17 protein-coding genes and 2 tRNA genes are annotated in these 16,811 nt (G+C 62.7%); 4 read left to right on the top strand and 15 right to left on the bottom strand.

Going from position 1 to position 16,811, the window contains the following annotated elements; translation table 11 throughout:
* Nucleotides 1-11: 11 nt before the first annotated feature.
* From nuoH to JQ629_RS19035, 11 genes are read right to left on the bottom strand one after another with little or no spacing between them, the layout of a single operon-like run.
* Nucleotides 12-1,052, bottom strand: coding sequence for an NADH-quinone oxidoreductase subunit NuoH (gene nuoH / locus JQ629_RS19085; protein WP_212413966.1), 1,041 nt, complete (start codon nt 1,050-1,052; stop codon nt 12-14).
* 10 nt (nt 1,053-1,062) lie between these two features.
* Complete coding sequence (nuoG, locus tag JQ629_RS19080) at nt 1,063-3,138, bottom strand: NADH-quinone oxidoreductase subunit NuoG (RefSeq protein ID WP_212413965.1); 2,076 nt, start codon at nt 3,136-3,138, stop codon at nt 1,063-1,065.
* Nucleotides 3,139-3,145: 7 nt separating this feature from the next.
* Nucleotides 3,146-3,634 carry a hypothetical protein gene (locus JQ629_RS19075; protein ID WP_212413964.1) on the bottom strand — a complete coding sequence of 163 codons (489 nt, stop codon included), beginning with the start codon at nt 3,632-3,634 and terminating at the stop codon, nt 3,146-3,148.
* Nucleotides 3,635-3,639: 5 nt separating this feature from the next.
* The gene (gene nuoF / locus JQ629_RS19070; protein ID WP_192733451.1) at nt 3,640-4,965 is read right to left on the bottom strand and encodes an NADH-quinone oxidoreductase subunit NuoF; all 1,326 of its coding nucleotides are present in this window, start codon (nt 4,963-4,965) and stop codon (nt 3,640-3,642) included.
* 18 nt (nt 4,966-4,983) lie between these two features.
* Entirely contained in the window at nt 4,984-5,199 is a 216-nt protein-coding gene (locus JQ629_RS19065; protein ID WP_212413963.1) for a hypothetical protein, read from the bottom strand.
* On the bottom strand, nt 5,196-5,807 hold the full coding sequence (gene nuoE, locus JQ629_RS19060; protein WP_212413962.1) for an NADH-quinone oxidoreductase subunit NuoE: 612 nt from the start codon (nt 5,805-5,807) through the stop codon (nt 5,196-5,198). The genes JQ629_RS19065 and nuoE overlap by 4 nt, the downstream gene beginning before the upstream one ends.
* A gap of 3 nt (nt 5,808-5,810) precedes the next feature.
* Nucleotides 5,811-6,779, bottom strand: a complete 969-nt coding sequence (locus JQ629_RS19055; RefSeq protein WP_212413961.1) for an FkbM family methyltransferase — start codon at nt 6,777-6,779, stop codon at nt 5,811-5,813.
* Complete coding sequence (locus tag JQ629_RS19050; RefSeq protein WP_212263546.1) at nt 6,779-7,969, bottom strand: NADH-quinone oxidoreductase subunit D; 1,191 nt, start codon at nt 7,967-7,969, stop codon at nt 6,779-6,781. The genes JQ629_RS19055 and JQ629_RS19050 overlap by 1 nt, the downstream gene beginning before the upstream one ends.
* A 2-nt stretch (nt 7,970-7,971) precedes the next feature.
* On the bottom strand, nt 7,972-8,583 hold the full coding sequence (locus JQ629_RS19045) for an NADH-quinone oxidoreductase subunit C (RefSeq protein WP_212413960.1): 612 nt from the start codon (nt 8,581-8,583) through the stop codon (nt 7,972-7,974).
* Nucleotides 8,584-8,595: 12 nt separating this feature from the next.
* Nucleotides 8,596-9,192 (bottom strand): NuoB/complex I 20 kDa subunit family protein, encoded by a 597-nt coding sequence (locus tag JQ629_RS19040; protein WP_192733457.1) that lies wholly within the window; start codon nt 9,190-9,192, stop codon nt 8,596-8,598.
* Nucleotides 9,183-9,548 (bottom strand): NADH-quinone oxidoreductase subunit A, encoded by a 366-nt coding sequence (locus JQ629_RS19035; RefSeq protein WP_192733458.1) that lies wholly within the window; start codon nt 9,546-9,548, stop codon nt 9,183-9,185. The genes JQ629_RS19040 and JQ629_RS19035 overlap by 10 nt, the downstream gene beginning before the upstream one ends.
* A gap of 803 nt (nt 9,549-10,351) precedes the next feature.
* Between JQ629_RS19035 and JQ629_RS19030 the strand changes: the two genes are divergently transcribed.
* The gene (locus JQ629_RS19030; RefSeq protein ID WP_212413959.1) at nt 10,352-10,552 is read left to right on the top strand and encodes a hypothetical protein; all 201 of its coding nucleotides are present in this window, start codon (nt 10,352-10,354) and stop codon (nt 10,550-10,552) included.
* A gap of 161 nt (nt 10,553-10,713) precedes the next feature.
* Here JQ629_RS19030 and JQ629_RS19025 read toward each other — a convergent pair.
* Nucleotides 10,714-10,790 (bottom strand) — tRNA-Asp (locus JQ629_RS19025).
* 227 nt (nt 10,791-11,017) lie between these two features.
* Here JQ629_RS19025 and JQ629_RS19020 point away from each other — a divergent pair.
* The 3 genes from JQ629_RS19020 (at nt 11,018) to JQ629_RS19010 (ending at nt 13,031) form a co-directional block, all read left to right on the top strand.
* Nucleotides 11,018-11,317, top strand: a complete 300-nt coding sequence (locus JQ629_RS19020) for an HU family DNA-binding protein (protein ID WP_212208117.1) — start codon at nt 11,018-11,020, stop codon at nt 11,315-11,317.
* A gap of 169 nt (nt 11,318-11,486) precedes the next feature.
* A complete protein-coding gene (gene pepT / locus JQ629_RS19015; RefSeq protein WP_212413958.1) occupies nt 11,487-12,743 on the top strand; it encodes a peptidase T in 1,257 nt (418 codons plus the stop codon).
* 120 nt (nt 12,744-12,863) lie between these two features.
* Nucleotides 12,864-13,031 (top strand): hypothetical protein, encoded by a 168-nt coding sequence (locus tag JQ629_RS19010; protein ID WP_212413957.1) that lies wholly within the window; start codon nt 12,864-12,866, stop codon nt 13,029-13,031.
* 90 nt (nt 13,032-13,121) lie between these two features.
* Here the strand turns inward: JQ629_RS19010 and JQ629_RS19005 are convergent, their stop codons facing one another.
* The 3 genes from JQ629_RS19005 to lon form a co-directional block, all read right to left on the bottom strand.
* Entirely contained in the window at nt 13,122-13,982 is an 861-nt protein-coding gene (locus JQ629_RS19005) for a class I SAM-dependent methyltransferase (RefSeq protein ID WP_212413956.1), read from the bottom strand.
* Between the two features lie 130 nt (nt 13,983-14,112).
* Nucleotides 14,113-14,188 (bottom strand) — tRNA-Val (locus JQ629_RS19000).
* A gap of 106 nt (nt 14,189-14,294) precedes the next feature.
* A complete protein-coding gene (lon, locus tag JQ629_RS18995; protein ID WP_212263556.1) occupies nt 14,295-16,721 on the bottom strand; it encodes an endopeptidase La in 2,427 nt (808 codons plus the stop codon).
* Nucleotides 16,722-16,811 lie beyond the last annotated feature (90 nt).

Here is a 16,811-nt window from a genome sequence, read left to right as displayed (position 1 = left end):
TCATAGCGACCTCATTTCGGCGCGAGCCCCGCGAATTGCAGGACCCCGGCGACGATCACCACCATCGCCAGCGACAGCGGCAGGAACACCTTCCAGCCGAGCCGCATCAGTTGATCGTAGCGGTAGCGCGGCACGATCGCCTTCGCCATCGCGAACATGAAGAACATGAAGAACACTTTCAGCGCGAACCAGATGATCCCGGGCACCCAGGTGAACGGGGCGTAGGGAACCGGCGGCAGCCAGCCGCCCAGGAACAGGATCGTCGCCAACGCGCACATCGTGGTGATCGCGACGTATTCGCCGAGCATGAACAGCAGATACGGCGTCGAGCCGTACTCGGTCATGAAGCCCGCGACCAGTTCGGATTCCGCTTCAACCAGGTCGAACGGCGGGCGGTTGGTTTCGGCCAGCGCCGAGACGTAGAAGATCACGAACATCGGAAACAGCGGCAGCCAGTACCAGCCGAGCAGCCCGAATCTGGTGTTTTGGGCCTGCACCACGTCGGTCAGGTTCAGCGAGCCCACGCACAAGAGCACCGTGATGATCACGAAGCCGATCGAGACTTCGTACGACACCATCTGCGCCGCCGAACGCAGCGCGGCGAGGAACGGGTATTTCGAGTTCGACGACCAGCCGGCCATGATGATGCCGTAGATCGACAGCGACGAGATCGCAAAGATGTAGAGCACGCCAACATTGATGTTGGCGATCACCCAGCCGAAATCCATCGGGATCACGGCCCAGGCCGCCAGCGCCAGCACGCAAGAGACCAGCGGCGCGAGCAGGAACACGCCCTTGTTGGAGCCGGAGGGAATGACCGGCTCCTTCAGCACGAACTTCAAAAGGTCGGCGAAGGATTGCAGCAGGCCGAAGGGGCCGACGACGTTGGGACCCCTGCGGATCTGCACCGCCGCCCAGATCTTGCGATCGGCAAGCAGGATGTAGGCGATCGCGATCAGCAGCAGGACCAGCAGCAGCAGGCTCTGCGCGACCATGATGATCAGCGGCCAGAGGAAACCGGTCCAGAACGAGCTTGCGAAGAATTCAGCCATCAGGTCACGCTCACTCCGCTGCCGTCAGCATTTGCCCGGACGCCAGCCGGGAACACTCCGCCATCACCGCCGACGCGCGCGCGATCGGGTTGGTGAGGTAGAAATCCTCGACGGTCGTCTTGAACGGCGTCTTGTCGACGCTGCCGCCCTTGCCGGCCAGCGCCTTCACCTCTTCCGGTTTACCGGGCTCGATCTGGTCGATCCGGATCAGATGCGGCACGGCCTTGAAGAGCTCCTGGCGCAACGCCTGAAGCGAGTCATAGGGCAGCTTCTTGCCCAGCACATCCGACAGCGCACGGACGATCGCCCAGTCCTCGCGCGCCTCGCCCGGCGGGAACGCGGCGCGGTTGGCAATCTGCGCCCTGCCCTCGGTGTTGACGTAGATGCCGGATTTTTCGGTATAGGCCGCGCCCGGCAAAATGACGTCAGCGCGATGCGCGCCGCGATCGCCATGGGTGCCAATATAGACCACGAACGTCCCGTCCGGCACCTTGACGTCATCGGCGCCGAGCAGGAACAGCACGTCGAGCGTGCCGAACGTCGTCATTTGCGCGAGATTCAGGCTGTCCTTGCCGGCCGCAAAGCCGATGTCGAGCGCGCCCGCGCGCGACGCCGTATCCTGCAGCACGCCAAAACCGTTCCAGCCGTCCTTGAGTGCGCCGACGTCGACCGCGAGTTTGGCAGCGAGCGCCAGCACCGCCGCGCCGTCATGGCGCGCCAGTGATCCGGCGCCGACCAGCACGATCGGGTTCTTGGCGCCCTTGAGCACCTCAGCGAAGGAATGCTTGCCGGCCGCGAGATCACCGAGCGAATCCGTGCCGGCGCCGAGATAATCGTAATCATAGGTCAGGTCGGCCTTGGCGCCGATGACGCCGACCTTGAGCCTGCCCGAGCGCCAGCGCTTGCGGATGCGCGCGTTGAGGACGGCGGCTTCCTTGCGCGGGTTCGATCCCACGATCAGCAGCGCGTCGGCCTGCTCGATTCCGGCAATGGTCGGGTTGAAGATATAGGACGCGCGGCCTGCGCTGGGGTCGAAGGCGTCGCCGCCCTGCACCGCCAGATTGCTTGAGCCGCACTTCGCCAGCAGTTCCTTCAGCGCGAACATCTCTTCGACCGCGGCAAGGTCGCCCGCGATCGCACCGATCCGCTTGCCGTCGATCCGGCCGGTCTTGGCCGCGATCGCCGCAAACGCTTCAGACCAGGAGGCGGCGCGAAGCTGGCCGTTCTGGCGGATATAGGGCCGGTCGAGCCTCTGGGTCCGCAGGCCGTCGACGATGTGACGGGTCTTGTCGGAAATCCATTCCTCGTTCACCGCCTCGTTGATGCGCGGCAGGATCCGCATCACCTCGCGGCCGCGAGTATCGACCCGGATCGCCGAGCCGACGCCGTCCATCACGTCGACCGACTGGGTCTTGCCGAGCTCCCAGGGCCGCGCCGCAAAGGCATACGGCTTCGAGGTCAGCGCGCCGACCGGGCAGATGTCGACGAGGTTGCCCTGCAACTCCGAAGTCAGCGCCGATTCCAGGTAGGTCGTGATTTCCATGTCCTCGCCGCGGCCGGTCGCACCCATTTCCGGCGCGCCGCAGACTTCGGCGGAGAAACGGACGCAGCGCGTGCACTGGATGCAGCGGTTCATCGAGGTCTTGACCAGCGCGCCCAGATATTTGTCCTCGACCGCGCGCTTGTTCTCGGCAAAGCGCGAGGTGTCGACGCCGTAGCCCATCGCCTGGTCCTGCAGGTCGCACTCGCCGCCCTGGTCGCAGATCGGGCAATCCAGCGGATGGTTGATCAGCAGGAATTCCATCACGCCTTCGCGCGCCTTCTTCACCATCGGCGAACGCGTCGAGATTTCCGGCGGCTCGCCCTTGGGGCCCGGACGGCAATCGCGCACGCCCCAGGCGCAGCTGGCGACCGGCTTCGGGCCGCCCTTCACCTCGACGAGGCACATCCGGCAATTGCCGGCGATCGACAGCCGCTCGTGGTAGCAGAATCGCGGAATTTCGGCGCCCGCGGCCTCACATGCCTGCAGCAGCGTGTACTCCGGGGGGACATCGATCTCTTTGCCATCGACGATGAGTTTGGTCATTGCGCTCTCAAGTCTTTCCGAGCTTGCAGTCGGGTGGTGTAACGCTTGATGTCTTCAGCGACGCCTTGATCCATTGCTGGGTCTCGGCGCCATAGGTGGCCAGATAGGCCGGCTGCGCCGCGTTCTTCTCGCACAGGAACGGCAGATGCGGCTTCAAATCGTAATCGCAGGAGGCCTGCCATTCGCGCTTTCCCGCGAACGCGCCGATCGCTTCCTCGCAGGCGTAGAGGAAGTAAGTGACGAAGCTCTCGTACTGAACGTGCTCGTCGCGGCCGGAAGCCTTGATCTTGTCGTAGTCCGGCTGCGCGAACTTCGGATTCTTGAACGCCAGGTCGGTGTAGCCCAGAAACGCCTGCCGCGCGCTGGTCGCGCGGTTGCCGGTGCGGATCTCGTTGATCTGGAGCAGGATCGCAACAAAGCCGAGCAGCGCCACGGTCGCCTGCGCCATCTGCGCCAGCGTTCCGTATTTCTGCCACCAGAAGCTCGGTTGCGACATGGACATTACTCCGCCGCGACCATGTTGACGGGGTCGCGCACGCCGATATCGTCGATATCTGCCTTGTGCGAATACTGGTCGATACGCTCCTCGATCTCGTGCCGGAAATGCGCGATCAGGCCCTGGATCGGCCACGCCGCGGCATCGCCTAGCGCGCAGATGGTGTGGCCTTCGACCTGCTTGGTCACCTCAAGCAGCATATCGATTTCGCGCTTGTGGGCGCGGCCGTCGGCCATGCGCGTCAGCACCCGCCACATCCACCCCGTGCCTTCGCGACACGGCGTGCACTGGCCGCAGCTCTCGTGCTTGTAGAAATAGGAAATCCGCGCGATCGCCCGGATCAAATCGGTCGATTTGTCCATCACGATGACAGCTGCGGTGCCGAGGCCGGAGCGCAGCTTGCCAAGGCTGTCGAAATCCATCGGCGTATCGATGATCTGTTCGGCCGGCACCATGCGCACCGACGAGCCGCCGGGGATCACCGCCTTTAGATTGTCCCAGCCGCCGCGAATGCCGCCGCAATGGCGCTCGATCAATTCACGGAACGGAATCCCCATCGCCTCTTCGACGTTGCAGGGCCGCTCGACATGGCCGGAAATGCAAAACAGTTTTGTGCCGACATTGTTGGGCCGGCCGATCGCGGCGAACCATGCCGCGCCACGGCGCAGGATATCGGGAGCCACCGCAATCGACTCGACGTTGTTGACGGTGGTCGGGCAGCCATAGAGACCGACATTGGCCGGGAATGGCGGCTTCAGCCGCGGCTGGCCCTTCTTGCCTTCGAGGCTTTCCAAGAGCGCGGTCTCTTCGCCGCAGATATAGGCGCCGGCGCCGTGCGCGACATAGATGTCGAACGGCCAGCCATTGAGGTTGTCCTTGCCGACCAGCTTGGCGTCATAGGCCTGATCGATCGCGGCCTGCAGATGTTCGCGCTCCCTGATGAATTCGCCGCGTACATAGATGTAGCAGGCATGCGCGTTCATCGCGAAGCTCGCGAGCAAGCAGCCTTCGACCAGAAGATGCGGATCGTGCCGCATGATCTCGCGGTCCTTGCAGGTGCCGGGCTCGGACTCGTCGGCATTGACGACGAGATAGCTCGGCCGGCCGTCGGTGGATTCCTTGGGCATGAACGACCATTTCAGCCCGGTCGGAAAACCCGCGCCGCCGCGCCCGCGCAGGCCGGAGGCCTTCATCTCGTTGATGATCCAGTCGCGGCCCTTGTCGATGATCGCCTTGGTGCCATCCCAGGCGCCGCGGCGGCGTGCACCCTCAAGGCCCCAATCGTGCAGGCCGTAGAGATTCTTGAAGATGCGATCCTTGTCGTCGAGCATGACCAGAACTTCCCGGGATCAACGTTTGGACTGTGAATAGGCGAGCCCCGCGGCGCATCCGCCGAAGGTCAGCGCCCACAACAAAGCGGAATCAAGCGAGGCGCTCAGCGCGTAGCGCTGCAGCAGAAAAATGAACGTGGCCGCCGCCAGGGCGTGAAGGGTCATCAACTGCCAGGTTTTCATCGCAGCGGCCCTCCCCGGCCCACCCGTTCGCAACAAGCGATCGCGCGTCATGTGGTTTCCTTCAGCGTTGTCAGGCCACCCACCGGCGCCGAGAACTGACGGTCGATCTGCGGTCCAGGCTTTGGCGGATTGCCGGAGGCAAAGCCGTCCAGCACCTTGCCGAAGTTTTCCTTGTTCAGGTCCTCGTAGGTGTCCTTCCAGATCAGCACCATCGGCGCGTTGACGCAGGCGCCGAGGCACTCGACCTCTTCCCAGCTGAAATTGCCGTCCTTCGACAAATGGAAGGGATCGTGATGGATGCGGCTCTGGCACACTTTGATGATGTCTTCCGCGCCGCGCAGGCGGCACGGCGTGGTGCCGCAGACCTGGACATGGGCTTTCTTGCCGACCGGCTGCAACTGGAACATGGTGTAGAAGGTCGCGACCTCGAGCACGCGGATGTAGGGCATATCCAGGAGATCCGCGACCGCGCGGATCGCGGCTTCCGAAACCCATCCCTCATGCTGCTCCTGCACGCGCCACAGGATCGCAATCACCGCCGACGCCTGGCGTCCGGGCGGATACTTCTCGATCTGCTTCTTCGCCCAGGCGAGGTTCTCGTCGGAGAACGCAAAGCTCGCGGGCTGCAGTTCCTTTGGTGCAAGGCGGCGGACGGACATCGTTCAGTCTCTCATTGCGCGCGGGGCTGCGGCTTTCGCATTGAGCGCATTGATCCGGTCGAGCCAGAATGCGCTTGCGGTGCCAAACACGTTGTAGCCGACGTGGGTTGAAACCTTGATACGATCGAGGATGGAAAGGTCGGTCACGGTTTCAAGGCGATTGCTGCGCGGATCGTAGACGATCAGCTTCAGCGGGGTCTGGTCGAGGATGTAGCGCGACACGGTATGCTGGGGATCGTTGCCGTGCTCCTCGCACAGGATCACGCTGTCGGCTTCCAGCAGCCGCTTGCCGCCCTTCATGGCCTCGATCTCGACGCCTTCGACGTCGAGCTTGATCAGGAATTTTCCGCTGGCAGCGACCTTGCCGTCGTCGATCAGATTGTCGAGCGCGATGACCGGCACTTCCTCGCCAGCGCTCTGGTCGCCGGCGATGCTGAAGGCTTCATGCTTGGTGCCGCTCAATCGCGCGGTGCCGCGCGCGGCGCCGATCGCGCATTTCATCGCCTCGAAGCGGTTGCCGTTGAGTCTCGCGTTGTTGGCCAGCTTCGGGAAATTCTGGCCCGACGGCTCGATCGCGATCGCCTTGTGCGAGCCGAATGGCTTGCTCGAAACCAGCACCGACCAGTAGCCGTAATTGGCGCCGCAATCGAGCAGCGTGTAGTCGACGTCGGCGGAATGCTTGAACAGCAATTCGAGTTCGTCCTCATAGGCGAACGTGCGGTTGAGCAGCTTGCTCCAGTACCCGTCGCCATAGGGGAATGCGAACGTCGCGTCCGAATTCAGCCGGACGTCGATGTCGCGCACGGGCAGCGTCCTGCGCAGGAGATTGGCGCACATGTTGTAGCCGCGATGCGAAAAATTCGACGATATTTTCGATCCCAGCGTCAGCGCCACGGCAGCCAGCCGTTCCCACGGGTTGGCGCCTTCAAGCGCACCCGAAGCCCGGTCAAACTGGATTGGCGGCTGCGCCATCACCGATCGACCTCTCCGAACACGATGTCGAGCGAGCCGAGGATGGCCGAGACGTCGGCGAGCAGATGGCCCTTGCAGATGTGGTCCATCGCCTGCAGGTGGGCAAAGCCCGGCGCGCGGATCTTGCACTTGTAGGGCTTGTTGCTGCCGTCGGCGACCAGGTAGACGCCGAACTCGCCCTTCGGCGCCTCGACCGCGGCGTAGACTTCGCCGGCCGGCACGCGGACGCCCTCGGTGTAGAGCTTGAAGTGATGGATCAGCGCTTCCATCGAGCGCTTCATCTCGCCACGACGCGGCGGCGCGATCTTGTTGTCCTCGACGACGACAGGCCCCTGCCCGTCCGGCGCCCGCAGCTTGGCGATGCACTGCTTCATGATGCGCACCGACTGGCGCATCTCTTCCATGCGGATGCAGTAGCGGTCGTAGCAGTCGCCGTTCTTGCCGATCGGAATGTCGAAATCCATCTCGGCATAGCATTCATAAGGCTGCGACTTGCGCAGATCCCAGGCAGCACCGGAGCCGCGCACCATCACGCCGGAGAAACCCCACTCCCAGGCTTCCTTCAGCGGCACCACGCCGATATCGACGTTGCGCTGCTTGAAGATGCGGTTGCCGGTGAGCAGCGTTTCGAGGTCGGCGACGACCTGCAGGAACGGATCGCACCAGGCGTCGATGTCGTCGATCAGTTTTGGCGGCAAATCCTGATGCACGCCGCCGAGGCGGAAGTACGCCGCATGCATGCGCGAGCCGGAAGCGCGCTCATAGAACACCATCAGCTTTTCGCGTTCTTCAAAACCCCACAGCGGCGGGGTCAGCGCGCCGACGTCCATCGCCTGCGTGGTGACGTTGAGCAGATGCGACAGGATGCGGCCGATCTCGCTATAGAGCACCCGGATCAATTGCCCGCGGCGCGGCACCGTGATGCCCAGCAACTTTTCCGCCGCGAGGCAGAACGCATGTTCCTGGTTCATCGGCGCGACGTAATCGAGCCGGTCGAAATACGGGATCGCCTGCAGATAAGTCTTCTGCTCGATCAGCTTTTCGGTGCCGCGATGCAAGAGGCCGATGTGCGGATCGACGCGGGCGACGACCTCACCGTCCAGTTCGAGCACGAGGCGAAGCACGCCATGGGCTGCAGGGTGCTGCGGTCCAAAGTTGATCGTGAAATTTCGAAGATTCTGTTCGTTCATGGTCAGGCCTTCGGCTCCGCCTTCTCATCGCCGGGCAGCGGATAGTCAGCGCCTTCCCATGGCGAGAGGAAATCGAACTTGCGGAATTCCTGGTTGAGACGGACGGGTTCGTACAGCACCCGCTTCTCCTGGTCGTCGTAACGCACCTCGACGAAGCCGGTGAGCGGGAAATCCTTGCGCAGCGGATGGCCGTCGAAGCCGTAATCGGTCAGCAAGCGGCGCATGTCGGGATGGCCGGTGAAGATCACGCCATAGAGATCGTAGCATTCGCGTTCGAACCAGTCGGCGCCGGGAAACACGTCGATGATCGAGGGCACCTGCGTGGTCTCGTCGGCCTCGGCGCGCACGCGGAGGCGACCGTTCAGCACAGGCGACAGGAAGTGATAGATCACGTCGAAGCGTTTTTCGCGGCCGGGATAATCCACCGCCGTGACGTCGATGATGCTGACGAAACGGAGGCCCGGATCGTCGCGCAGGAATTTGACGACCTCGACGATCTTGGTCGCGTCGACCGTGATCGTGAGCTCGTTGTACGCGACCGCATGGGCGCTGGCCGCACCCGGAAGCGCGCTAACAATCGTCTGCCCCAAGGCGTCGAGCTTGCCGTCGTCCATTGACCTGAAACCTTAGCGTTCGATGGTGCCGATGCGCCGGATCTTCTTCTGCAACAGCAACACGCCGTAGAGCAGCGCTTCCGCCGTCGGAGGGCAGCCGGGCACGTAGATGTCGATCGGCACGATCCGGTCGCAGCCGCGCACGACCGAATAGGAATAGTGATAATAGCCGCCGCCATTGGCGCACGACCCCATCGAGATCACGTAGCGCGGCTCCGGCATCTGGTCGTAGACCTTGCGCAACGCCGGCGCCATTTTGTTGGTCAGCGTACCCGCCACGATCATGACGTCGGACTGCCGCGGCGAAGCGCGCGGCGCAAAGCCGAAGCGCTCGACGTCGTAACGCGGCATCGACACCTGCATCATCTCGACGGCGCAGCAGGCCAGACCGAACGTCATCCACATCAGCGAGCCGGTGCGCGCCCAGGTGATGAGATCGTCGGTCGCGGCGACGAAGAAGCCCTTGTCGGAAAGCTCGTGATTGACCTCGAGGAAGTACGGGTCATTGGCGCCGACCGGCTTGCCGGTCGAGGGATCGATAATGCCGGTCGCGGCCGGTGCGATCACCGGCGAAGACCCATGCGATACGGCGGTGGGGCTCAATCCCATTCGAGCGCGCCTTTCTTCCATTCGTAGGCAAAGCCGACCGTGAGGACGGCGAGAAACACCATCATCGACCAGAAGCCGGTGGCGCCGAGCTTGCCGAAAGCCACCGCCCACGGAAACAGGAATGCCACCTCGAGGTCGAAGATGATGAAAAGGATCGCCACCAGATAGAAGCGGACGTCGAACTTCATGCGGGCGTCATCGAAAGCGTTGAATCCGCATTCATAGGCGGAAAGCTTTTCCGGATCGGGCTGCTGGAACGCGACGAGGAACGGGGCAATCAACAGCGCCAGACCGATCAGGCTTGCCACCCCGACAAACACGATAAGTGGAAGGTAATTCTGCAGGATGCCGTTCATCGGCGGGACCTTTTCCTGCGGTTTCGGACAGCCGCAGATTCGCTGATTGGAATTATTCTTGAGGCTTAGCGCAGCGCAACAGAGGGCGCAAGACAAGCTATTTTGTGGTCTAACCGGCGCTACCACGTCGTGGACAACTCAGGAAAGCAGGGCGCACCCATCGCCACCCTGGCCAGCGTTTCGCGCCGTGCTCCTCGCGCAATCCATCCATCCGAACCCTGCTCATGCGGCGCGCAATTGGTGTACCGATCAACCAACAGAATGTCCGGGCTCGCCGCACCGGTGTTCGCGATGTGCATGCTGACGCAGGATTTCAAAACCGTGGCGTCGGCTTCCGCCTCGGGCCGATTTTGCGATCGCATACACCATCGCCAAGCCGAGCATGCGAGCGCTGGCGTCCGCGATCATCCTGATTGACCGCCAACCTGCTTTGGCCGGGGCGTCGGCGCGCTCGCGGTCGGCATGATCAACGGACGAACTGAAGAACGACTATGGCGCAGGCGCCGCGCTATTCCCTTCTGTCGGCCGAGGTCACGACTCGGCGCACTGCTGTGGCAAACAAACGGGCGACACAGACGATCTCGGCTTATCCTATTGTTATTGCTTATATTTCAAGCCCCGTCGCCGACCTGCGCCTTCGCCGCGACAACAGGCGAACCGCCTAAGGACGCCGAAAAGGCGCAAAATCGCCTCGAAAACCCGCCGGACGAAACCATTTCAGGGAATCCACGAAACCGTCCCGAAACAGACGGGGCGTACACCTCTTGCCATCAGATGGCGCATAGACGCCTCGGAGGCATCACATGAACCACTCAATTCACTCGGCAGACCGTTCGACCCACCTGAAGATCGTGGTTGTCGCGCTCGTGGCTGGTATCGCGGTGGCTGCTTTCGGCATCTCGGCACGCACCAATCCGGAATACACCCAGACGGCCCAGACCCAGGTCATGAAGGCAGGCAAGCCGGTGGTCATCACCAGCTCGCAAACCTCGACGGTCCGCTAAAGGGGATTTGTTCTCAGCACCGGCAAGACGGCCGCCTTCGGGCGGCTTTTTTGTTGGCTGCGCAGCCACTTCTGCCGCACGCTGGAACTATCGGGCCGCGTTTGAGTGCAACCGAGTTCCAGTCCGACAATTGGGGGATTTGTCTTTAAGCCATTGAAAAATGGCGCGAGAGACGGGACTCGAACCCGCGGCCTCCGCCGTGACAGGGCGGCGCTCTAACCAACTGAGCTACTCCCGCGGATGCGTAATCACGTCTTGATCCGCGCAGAAGCGAGGACTTAAAGGCCCTCCCCGTTTTAGTCAAGGACGTTGCGAATCCCCTTGTCAAATGGGCCTTTTTGCGATGCCGATGCAAATAGTGGCCTATTTGCAGGCAAAACAGCGTAGGCACCCGCCACCCGAATCGTTTAAGGCCTGATACGCCTAAGTTTCCGTAAAGCCATTCATCACCGAGGAGGGCCGAATATGGCGAAGAAAGCAGCGACTCCGGCGACGATCACGCTGAAGCATCTGGCAGCGGCAATCGCCGAGGACCAGGAATTGTCCAAAAAGCAGGCTGAGTCGATTCTGAGCGACATGGTCACCATGATCACCAAGCACCTGAAGAAGGGCGAGCGCATCCGCATCGTCGGTCTCGGCATTCTCCAGGTTCGCAAGCGCGCCGCCCGCATGGGCCGCAACCCCGCCACCGGCGAAGCCATCCAGATCAAAGCCAGCAAGAAGGTTGCCTTCCGCGCGGCCAAGGAACTCAAGGAAGCCGTCTAGATTCTTGTTTTGGCGCGTTTTCTTCACGCGAACCGGTACCCACTTCGCTCGAAAACGCTTCCAAGCGACGCGCTTTAAGGTCCGACATTCAAGCGCCGTTCCGGAAGCCCGGAATGGCGCTTTTCTGTTATAGAGCGCCGTCGTTTCTCCAAATCCGGTTGTGGTTATCATGCTGGCTTCTCCCCTCGCCTTTACCCACGGTGTCACCGAGCGCTTCCTGCGCTATGTCGTGATCGATACCCAGTCGGATCCGGCGTCGCCGACCTGCCCTTCCACTGAGAAGCAAAAAGACCTCGGCCGCGTGCTGGCGGCCGAACTCAAGGCGATGGGCCTCTCCGACGCCCATCTCGACGAGCACGGCTATGTCTACGCGACCATCCCGGCCAATTCAGACAAGAAGGTGCCGGTGATCTGCTTCTGCTCGCACATGGACACCTCGCCGGATTGCAGCGGCAAGGACGTCAAGCCGCAGATCGTGCGCAACTATCGTGGCGGCGACATCGTGCTGCCGGCTGATACGACGCAGGTGATTCGATTCGCCGATCATCCGGCGCTGGCCGACCAGATCGGCAACGACATCGTCACGACAGACGGCACCACGCTATTGGGCGCCGACAACAAGGCCGGTCTTGCCGAGATCATGGATGCCGCGCAGTTCCTGATCGACAATCCGCAAGTGAAGCACGGCGCCATCAAGATCCTGTTCACGCCGGACGAAGAGATCGGCCGCGGCGTCGACAAGGTCGACTTGAAAAAGCTCGGCGCCGACTTCGCCTACACGATGGATGGCGAAACCGCGGGGAATATCGAGGACGAGACGTTTTCGGCCGATGGCGCCACCATCACCATCGAGGGCGTCAGCACCCATCCCGGCTTCGCTAAGGGCAAGATGGAGCACGCGATCAAGATCGCCGCCGCCATCGTCGATCGCCTGCCGAAACAAACCTGCTCGCCGGAGACCACCGAAGGCAAGCAAGGTTTTCTGCATCCGATCGGCATTTCCGGCGCGCTGGAGAAAGCGACTATCGGCTTCATCGTGCGCGATTTCACCGACGAGGGCCTGAAGGAAAAAGAGGCGCTGCTGGAGGGCATCGTCAAGGACGTGATGAAGGACTATCCGCGCTCGACCTACCGGATGGAGGTCAAGCACCAGTACCGCAACATGAAGCAGGTGATCGACCGCCACCCCGAAATCGTCGACTACGCAATCGAGGCGATCCGCCGCGCCGGCCTGACGCCGGTGCGCTCATCGATCCGCGGCGGCACCGACGGCTCACGGCTGTCGTTCATGGGGCTGCCCTGCCCCAACATCTTTGCCGGCGAACACGCATTCCACTCGCGGCTGGAATGGGTCAGCGTGCAAGACATGGAAAAGGCCGTGCAGACCATCGTGCATCTGGCGATGATCTGGGAAGAAAAGGCCTAGCTGACGAGCGGGAGCGATAGTGTGAAAATCAGAAGTTCGATCTGTGTTGTGTGGTTGTTCACGTCTGGCGCAGCGCCTTCCCTGGCGCAGACTGCGGCACCCTCGGCCGAAAAAGTCACCGTGAGCTCCCTGCTCGCGCAGGACTATGCAATCGCCGGGACCTCGGCGACGCCGAGCGGCGGCGCCGGACTGTTTCTGCGCAAAGGCGCAAAGCTCTATTTCTGCTTCGTTTCCGAGACCCGGCAATCGGCAACGGTTTCGACGGAATATTGCAAGCCGGTCGAGTAGCCGGCTGGCCCGCAGGGCCCGGACACAAAATCGCGAAAACAACCCCATGCACAGTAGCATGGGCGCGGCGGGCAGCGCGCCGCGCTGGCACTATCCGGCGCGCGCGGTCACGATCCAGACCGAGGCCGGTAGCAGCACCGCGTCCCCTTTGGCAAACGGCGTCAGCGCTTCGCGGATCGAATTGGCCGCGGCAACGCGAAGCTCCTCCGGCTGGCCGTCCAGCGCGCGGCTCACCGGGCCGATTTCGAGCGAACCCTGCACCGCCCCATCGACGCCGCGGCCGATCGCGGCGTCCAGCAACAGCGGACAGGCTTCCATTTCCACTCCCGCAAAGCCGGCTTCGCTCAGGATGCGGCGCACGCGCGCTTCCGAGGCAAACGCAAACGGCCCGGGATCTTCCGGCCCCTGCTGCGGTAGCTTTGGCACGTGTTTATAGGCAGCCTGCAACGGCGCCATGAAGAACGGGTTTTCGCGCGGCTCGCGCCAGCAGGCGAATGCCAGCCGGCCCGTGGGTCGCAGCGCCTTGCGCATGTTGGCAAACGACGCCACCGGGTCGGCAAAGAACATCACGCCGAACCGCGACGCCAATAGATCAAAGCTCGCGGGGTCGAACGGATAGACGGTGGCATCGGCCAGCGCGAAGTCGACAGGCAAATCCTTCGGCGCGCTCGCCCGCGCCCGTTCCAGCATCGGGCCTGATATGTCGACGCCGAACGCGTGGCCTGACGGCGCAACCTTTTTCGCAAACGCAATCGTGGTGACGCCGCTGCCGCAGCCGATATCGATAACCCGCTCGCCCGGTTTGGGCTTCGCGCGATCGATCAGAAGGTCGGCGACCGGCCCGAGCACGACGTCCTGCTCCGCCTGCCGATCAGCCCAGCGCTGCCCGGCCGGGCCGTTCCAGTAGGCTATCTGGTCGGCGTTCTGCTCGTGGCCTCTGGGGGCGTCCATGTGGTGTCTCGCGCGTATGAAAGGCGTCGTCCAACGAACAGTCCGCCTTCGCTCTTCGAGCTACGGCGAGACAGCCTTCGCGCTTCGCACCCTGGCTGGCTTGCCCAGCCGTAGCGCGAAGCGCGAAGGCTGGTAGGCGATGACGGACTCGAACCGCCGACATCTTCCGTGTAAAGGAAGCGCTCTACCAACTGAGCTAATCGCCCTTAAGTCGCCTGTTTAGCGCCGCCCTGCCCCTTGGCGCAAGCGGGGATGCCCTAACAAAAAAGCGGCGCCCCGGGACGGGACGCCGCTTTGTCACATTGTCTGGTCTCAGTGGGCTGTCAGGCCGCCACCGGCGTCATCCGCAGCGTCGGATTTGACCGGCACCTTGCTGTCCTCTTCCCAGACGATCGCCACCGGCGGGCGCACCAATGCCTTGGCGACGACGTCATCGAGCCGGGCGACCGGGATGATGTCCATACCGCCCTTGATCGCATCGGAAATCTCCGTGAGATCCTTGGCGTTGTCCTCGGGGATGAACACCGTCTTGATGCCGCCGCGTGCGGCCGCCAACAGCTTCTCCTTGAGGCCGCCGATCGGCAGCACCCTGCCGCGCAGCGTGATCTCGCCGGTCATGGCGACATCGTGCCGGACCGGAATGCCGGTCATGACCGAGATGATGGCGGTCGCCATCGCGACACCCGCCGACGGTCCGTCCTTCGGGGTTGCGCCCTCGGGAACGTGGACGTGGATGTCACGCCGGTCGAACAATGGCGGCTCGATGCCGTAGTTGATCGCCCGCGAGCGGACATAGGACGCCGCCGCCGAGATCGACTCCTTCATGACGTCGCGCAGATTGCCCGTCACCGTCATCTTGCCCTTGCCGGGCATCATGACGCCTTCGATGGTGAGCAGCTCGCCACCGACATCGGTCCAGGCCAGGCCCGTTACGATGCCGACCTGCGGCTCGCTCTCGATCTCGCCGTAGCGGTACTTCGGCACACCCAAAAATTCCTCGAGGGATTTCTCGGTGACCTTGACCGACTTCTTCTTGGAGATCATCAGCTCCTTCACCGCCTTGCGGGCGAGTGTGGAGAGCTCACGCTCCAGGTTACGCACGCCCGCTTCGCGGGTGTAGCGGCGGATCATCAAGAGCAGCGCATCGTCGTCGATCGACCATTCCTTGGAATCGAGGCCATGCTTGGAGATGGCGTTCGGGATCAGATGCTTGCGCGCGATCTCGACCTTCTCGTTCTCGGTATAGCCGGCGATCCGGATGATCTCCATGCGGTCCATCAGCGGCCCCGGAATATTCAGCGTATTCGCGGTCGTGATGAACATGACGTTCGACAGATCGTAATCGACCTCCAGATAGTGGTCGGCGAACGTGCCGTTCTGCTCCGGATCCAGCACCTCAAGCAGCGCCGACGACGGATCGCCGCGGAAATCGGCGCCCATCTTGTCGATTTCGTCGAGCAGGAACAGCGGATTCGAGGTCTTCGCCTTCCGCATCGACTGAATGATCTTGCCGGGCATCGAGCCGATATAGGTGCGGCGATGACCGCGGATCTCGGCCTCGTCGCGCACACCGCCAAGCGACACGCGCACGAACTCGCGGCCCGTCGCCTTCGCGATCGACTTGCCGAGCGAGGTCTTGCCGACGCCGGGAGGTCCGACCAGACACAGGATCGGTCCGGTCAGCTTGTTGGCGCGCGACTGCACCGCCAGATACTCGACGATCCGGTCCTTGACCTTCTCAAGCCCGTAATGGTCGCTGTCCAGGACCTCCTGCGCGGCCACCAGGTCCTTCTTGACCTTGGACTTCTTGTTCCACGGGATCGACAGCAGCCAGTCGAGATAGTTGCGCACGACGGTGGCTTCCGCGGACATCGGCGACATCTGGCGCAGCTTCTTCAGTTCGTGCTGCGCCTTCTCCCGCGCTTCCTTGGAGAGCTTGGTCTTGGCAATCTTCTCTTCCAGATCGGCGAGCTCGTCGCGACCTTCGTCGTCGCCGAGTTCCTTCTGGATCGCCTTCATCTGCTCGTTCAGGTAATACTCGCGCTGGGTCTTCTCCATCTGGCGCTTGACGCGCGAGCGGATGCGCTTCTCGACCTGCAGCACCGAGATCTCGCTCTCCATCAGACCCAGCACCTTCTCCAGGCGCTGCGTGACGGACAACGTCTCCAGGATGCCCTGGCGATCGGCGATCTTGACGGCGAGATGCTGGGCGACCTGATCGCTCAGCTTGGCGAAATCAGTGATCGCCTGAACCACGCCGACGACTTCGGCGGAGATCTTCTTGTTCAGCTTCACATAGCTTTCGAAGTCGGACACCACCGAACGCGAGAGCGCCTCGGCCTCGACGGAGGTCGCATCGGTATCGGCGAGCGCAACCGCGGTGGCTTCGTAATATTCGCTGCGGTCGGAATATTTCTGGACGCGTGCGCGCTCCAAGCCTTCGACCAGCACCTTCACGGTGCCGTCGGGCAATTTGAGCAGCTGCAGGACGCTGGCGAGCGTGCCGACTTCGTAGATCGAATCCGGGCTCGGATCATCGTCGGACGCGTTCTTCTGCGTCGCGAGCAGGATCAACGCGTCGTTCTTCATCACCTCTTCGAGCGCGCGGATCGACTTCTCGCGGCCGACGAACAGAGGCACGATCATGTGCGGGAATACGACGATGTCGCGGAGCGGCAGCACCGGATAAGAGTGGCTTTCGCCGTGGACGATAGATGGCCGGGGTTTGGCGGTCGTCATGGCCTAATTCCTTTTGTTGTGCCCCCTTGCACGCAGTCCGCCTGTTGTGCGCAACCGCCACAAGGTGCCGGGAGGTTCCGGGGCTGCAAG

This window comes from Bradyrhizobium sp. AUGA SZCCT0222 (assembly GCF_018130205.1).
Classification (GTDB): Bacteria; Pseudomonadota; Alphaproteobacteria; order Rhizobiales; family Xanthobacteraceae; genus Bradyrhizobium.
Note: the sequence above shows the minus strand (reverse complement) of the source record. Positions and strands in the feature narration are given on the sequence as shown.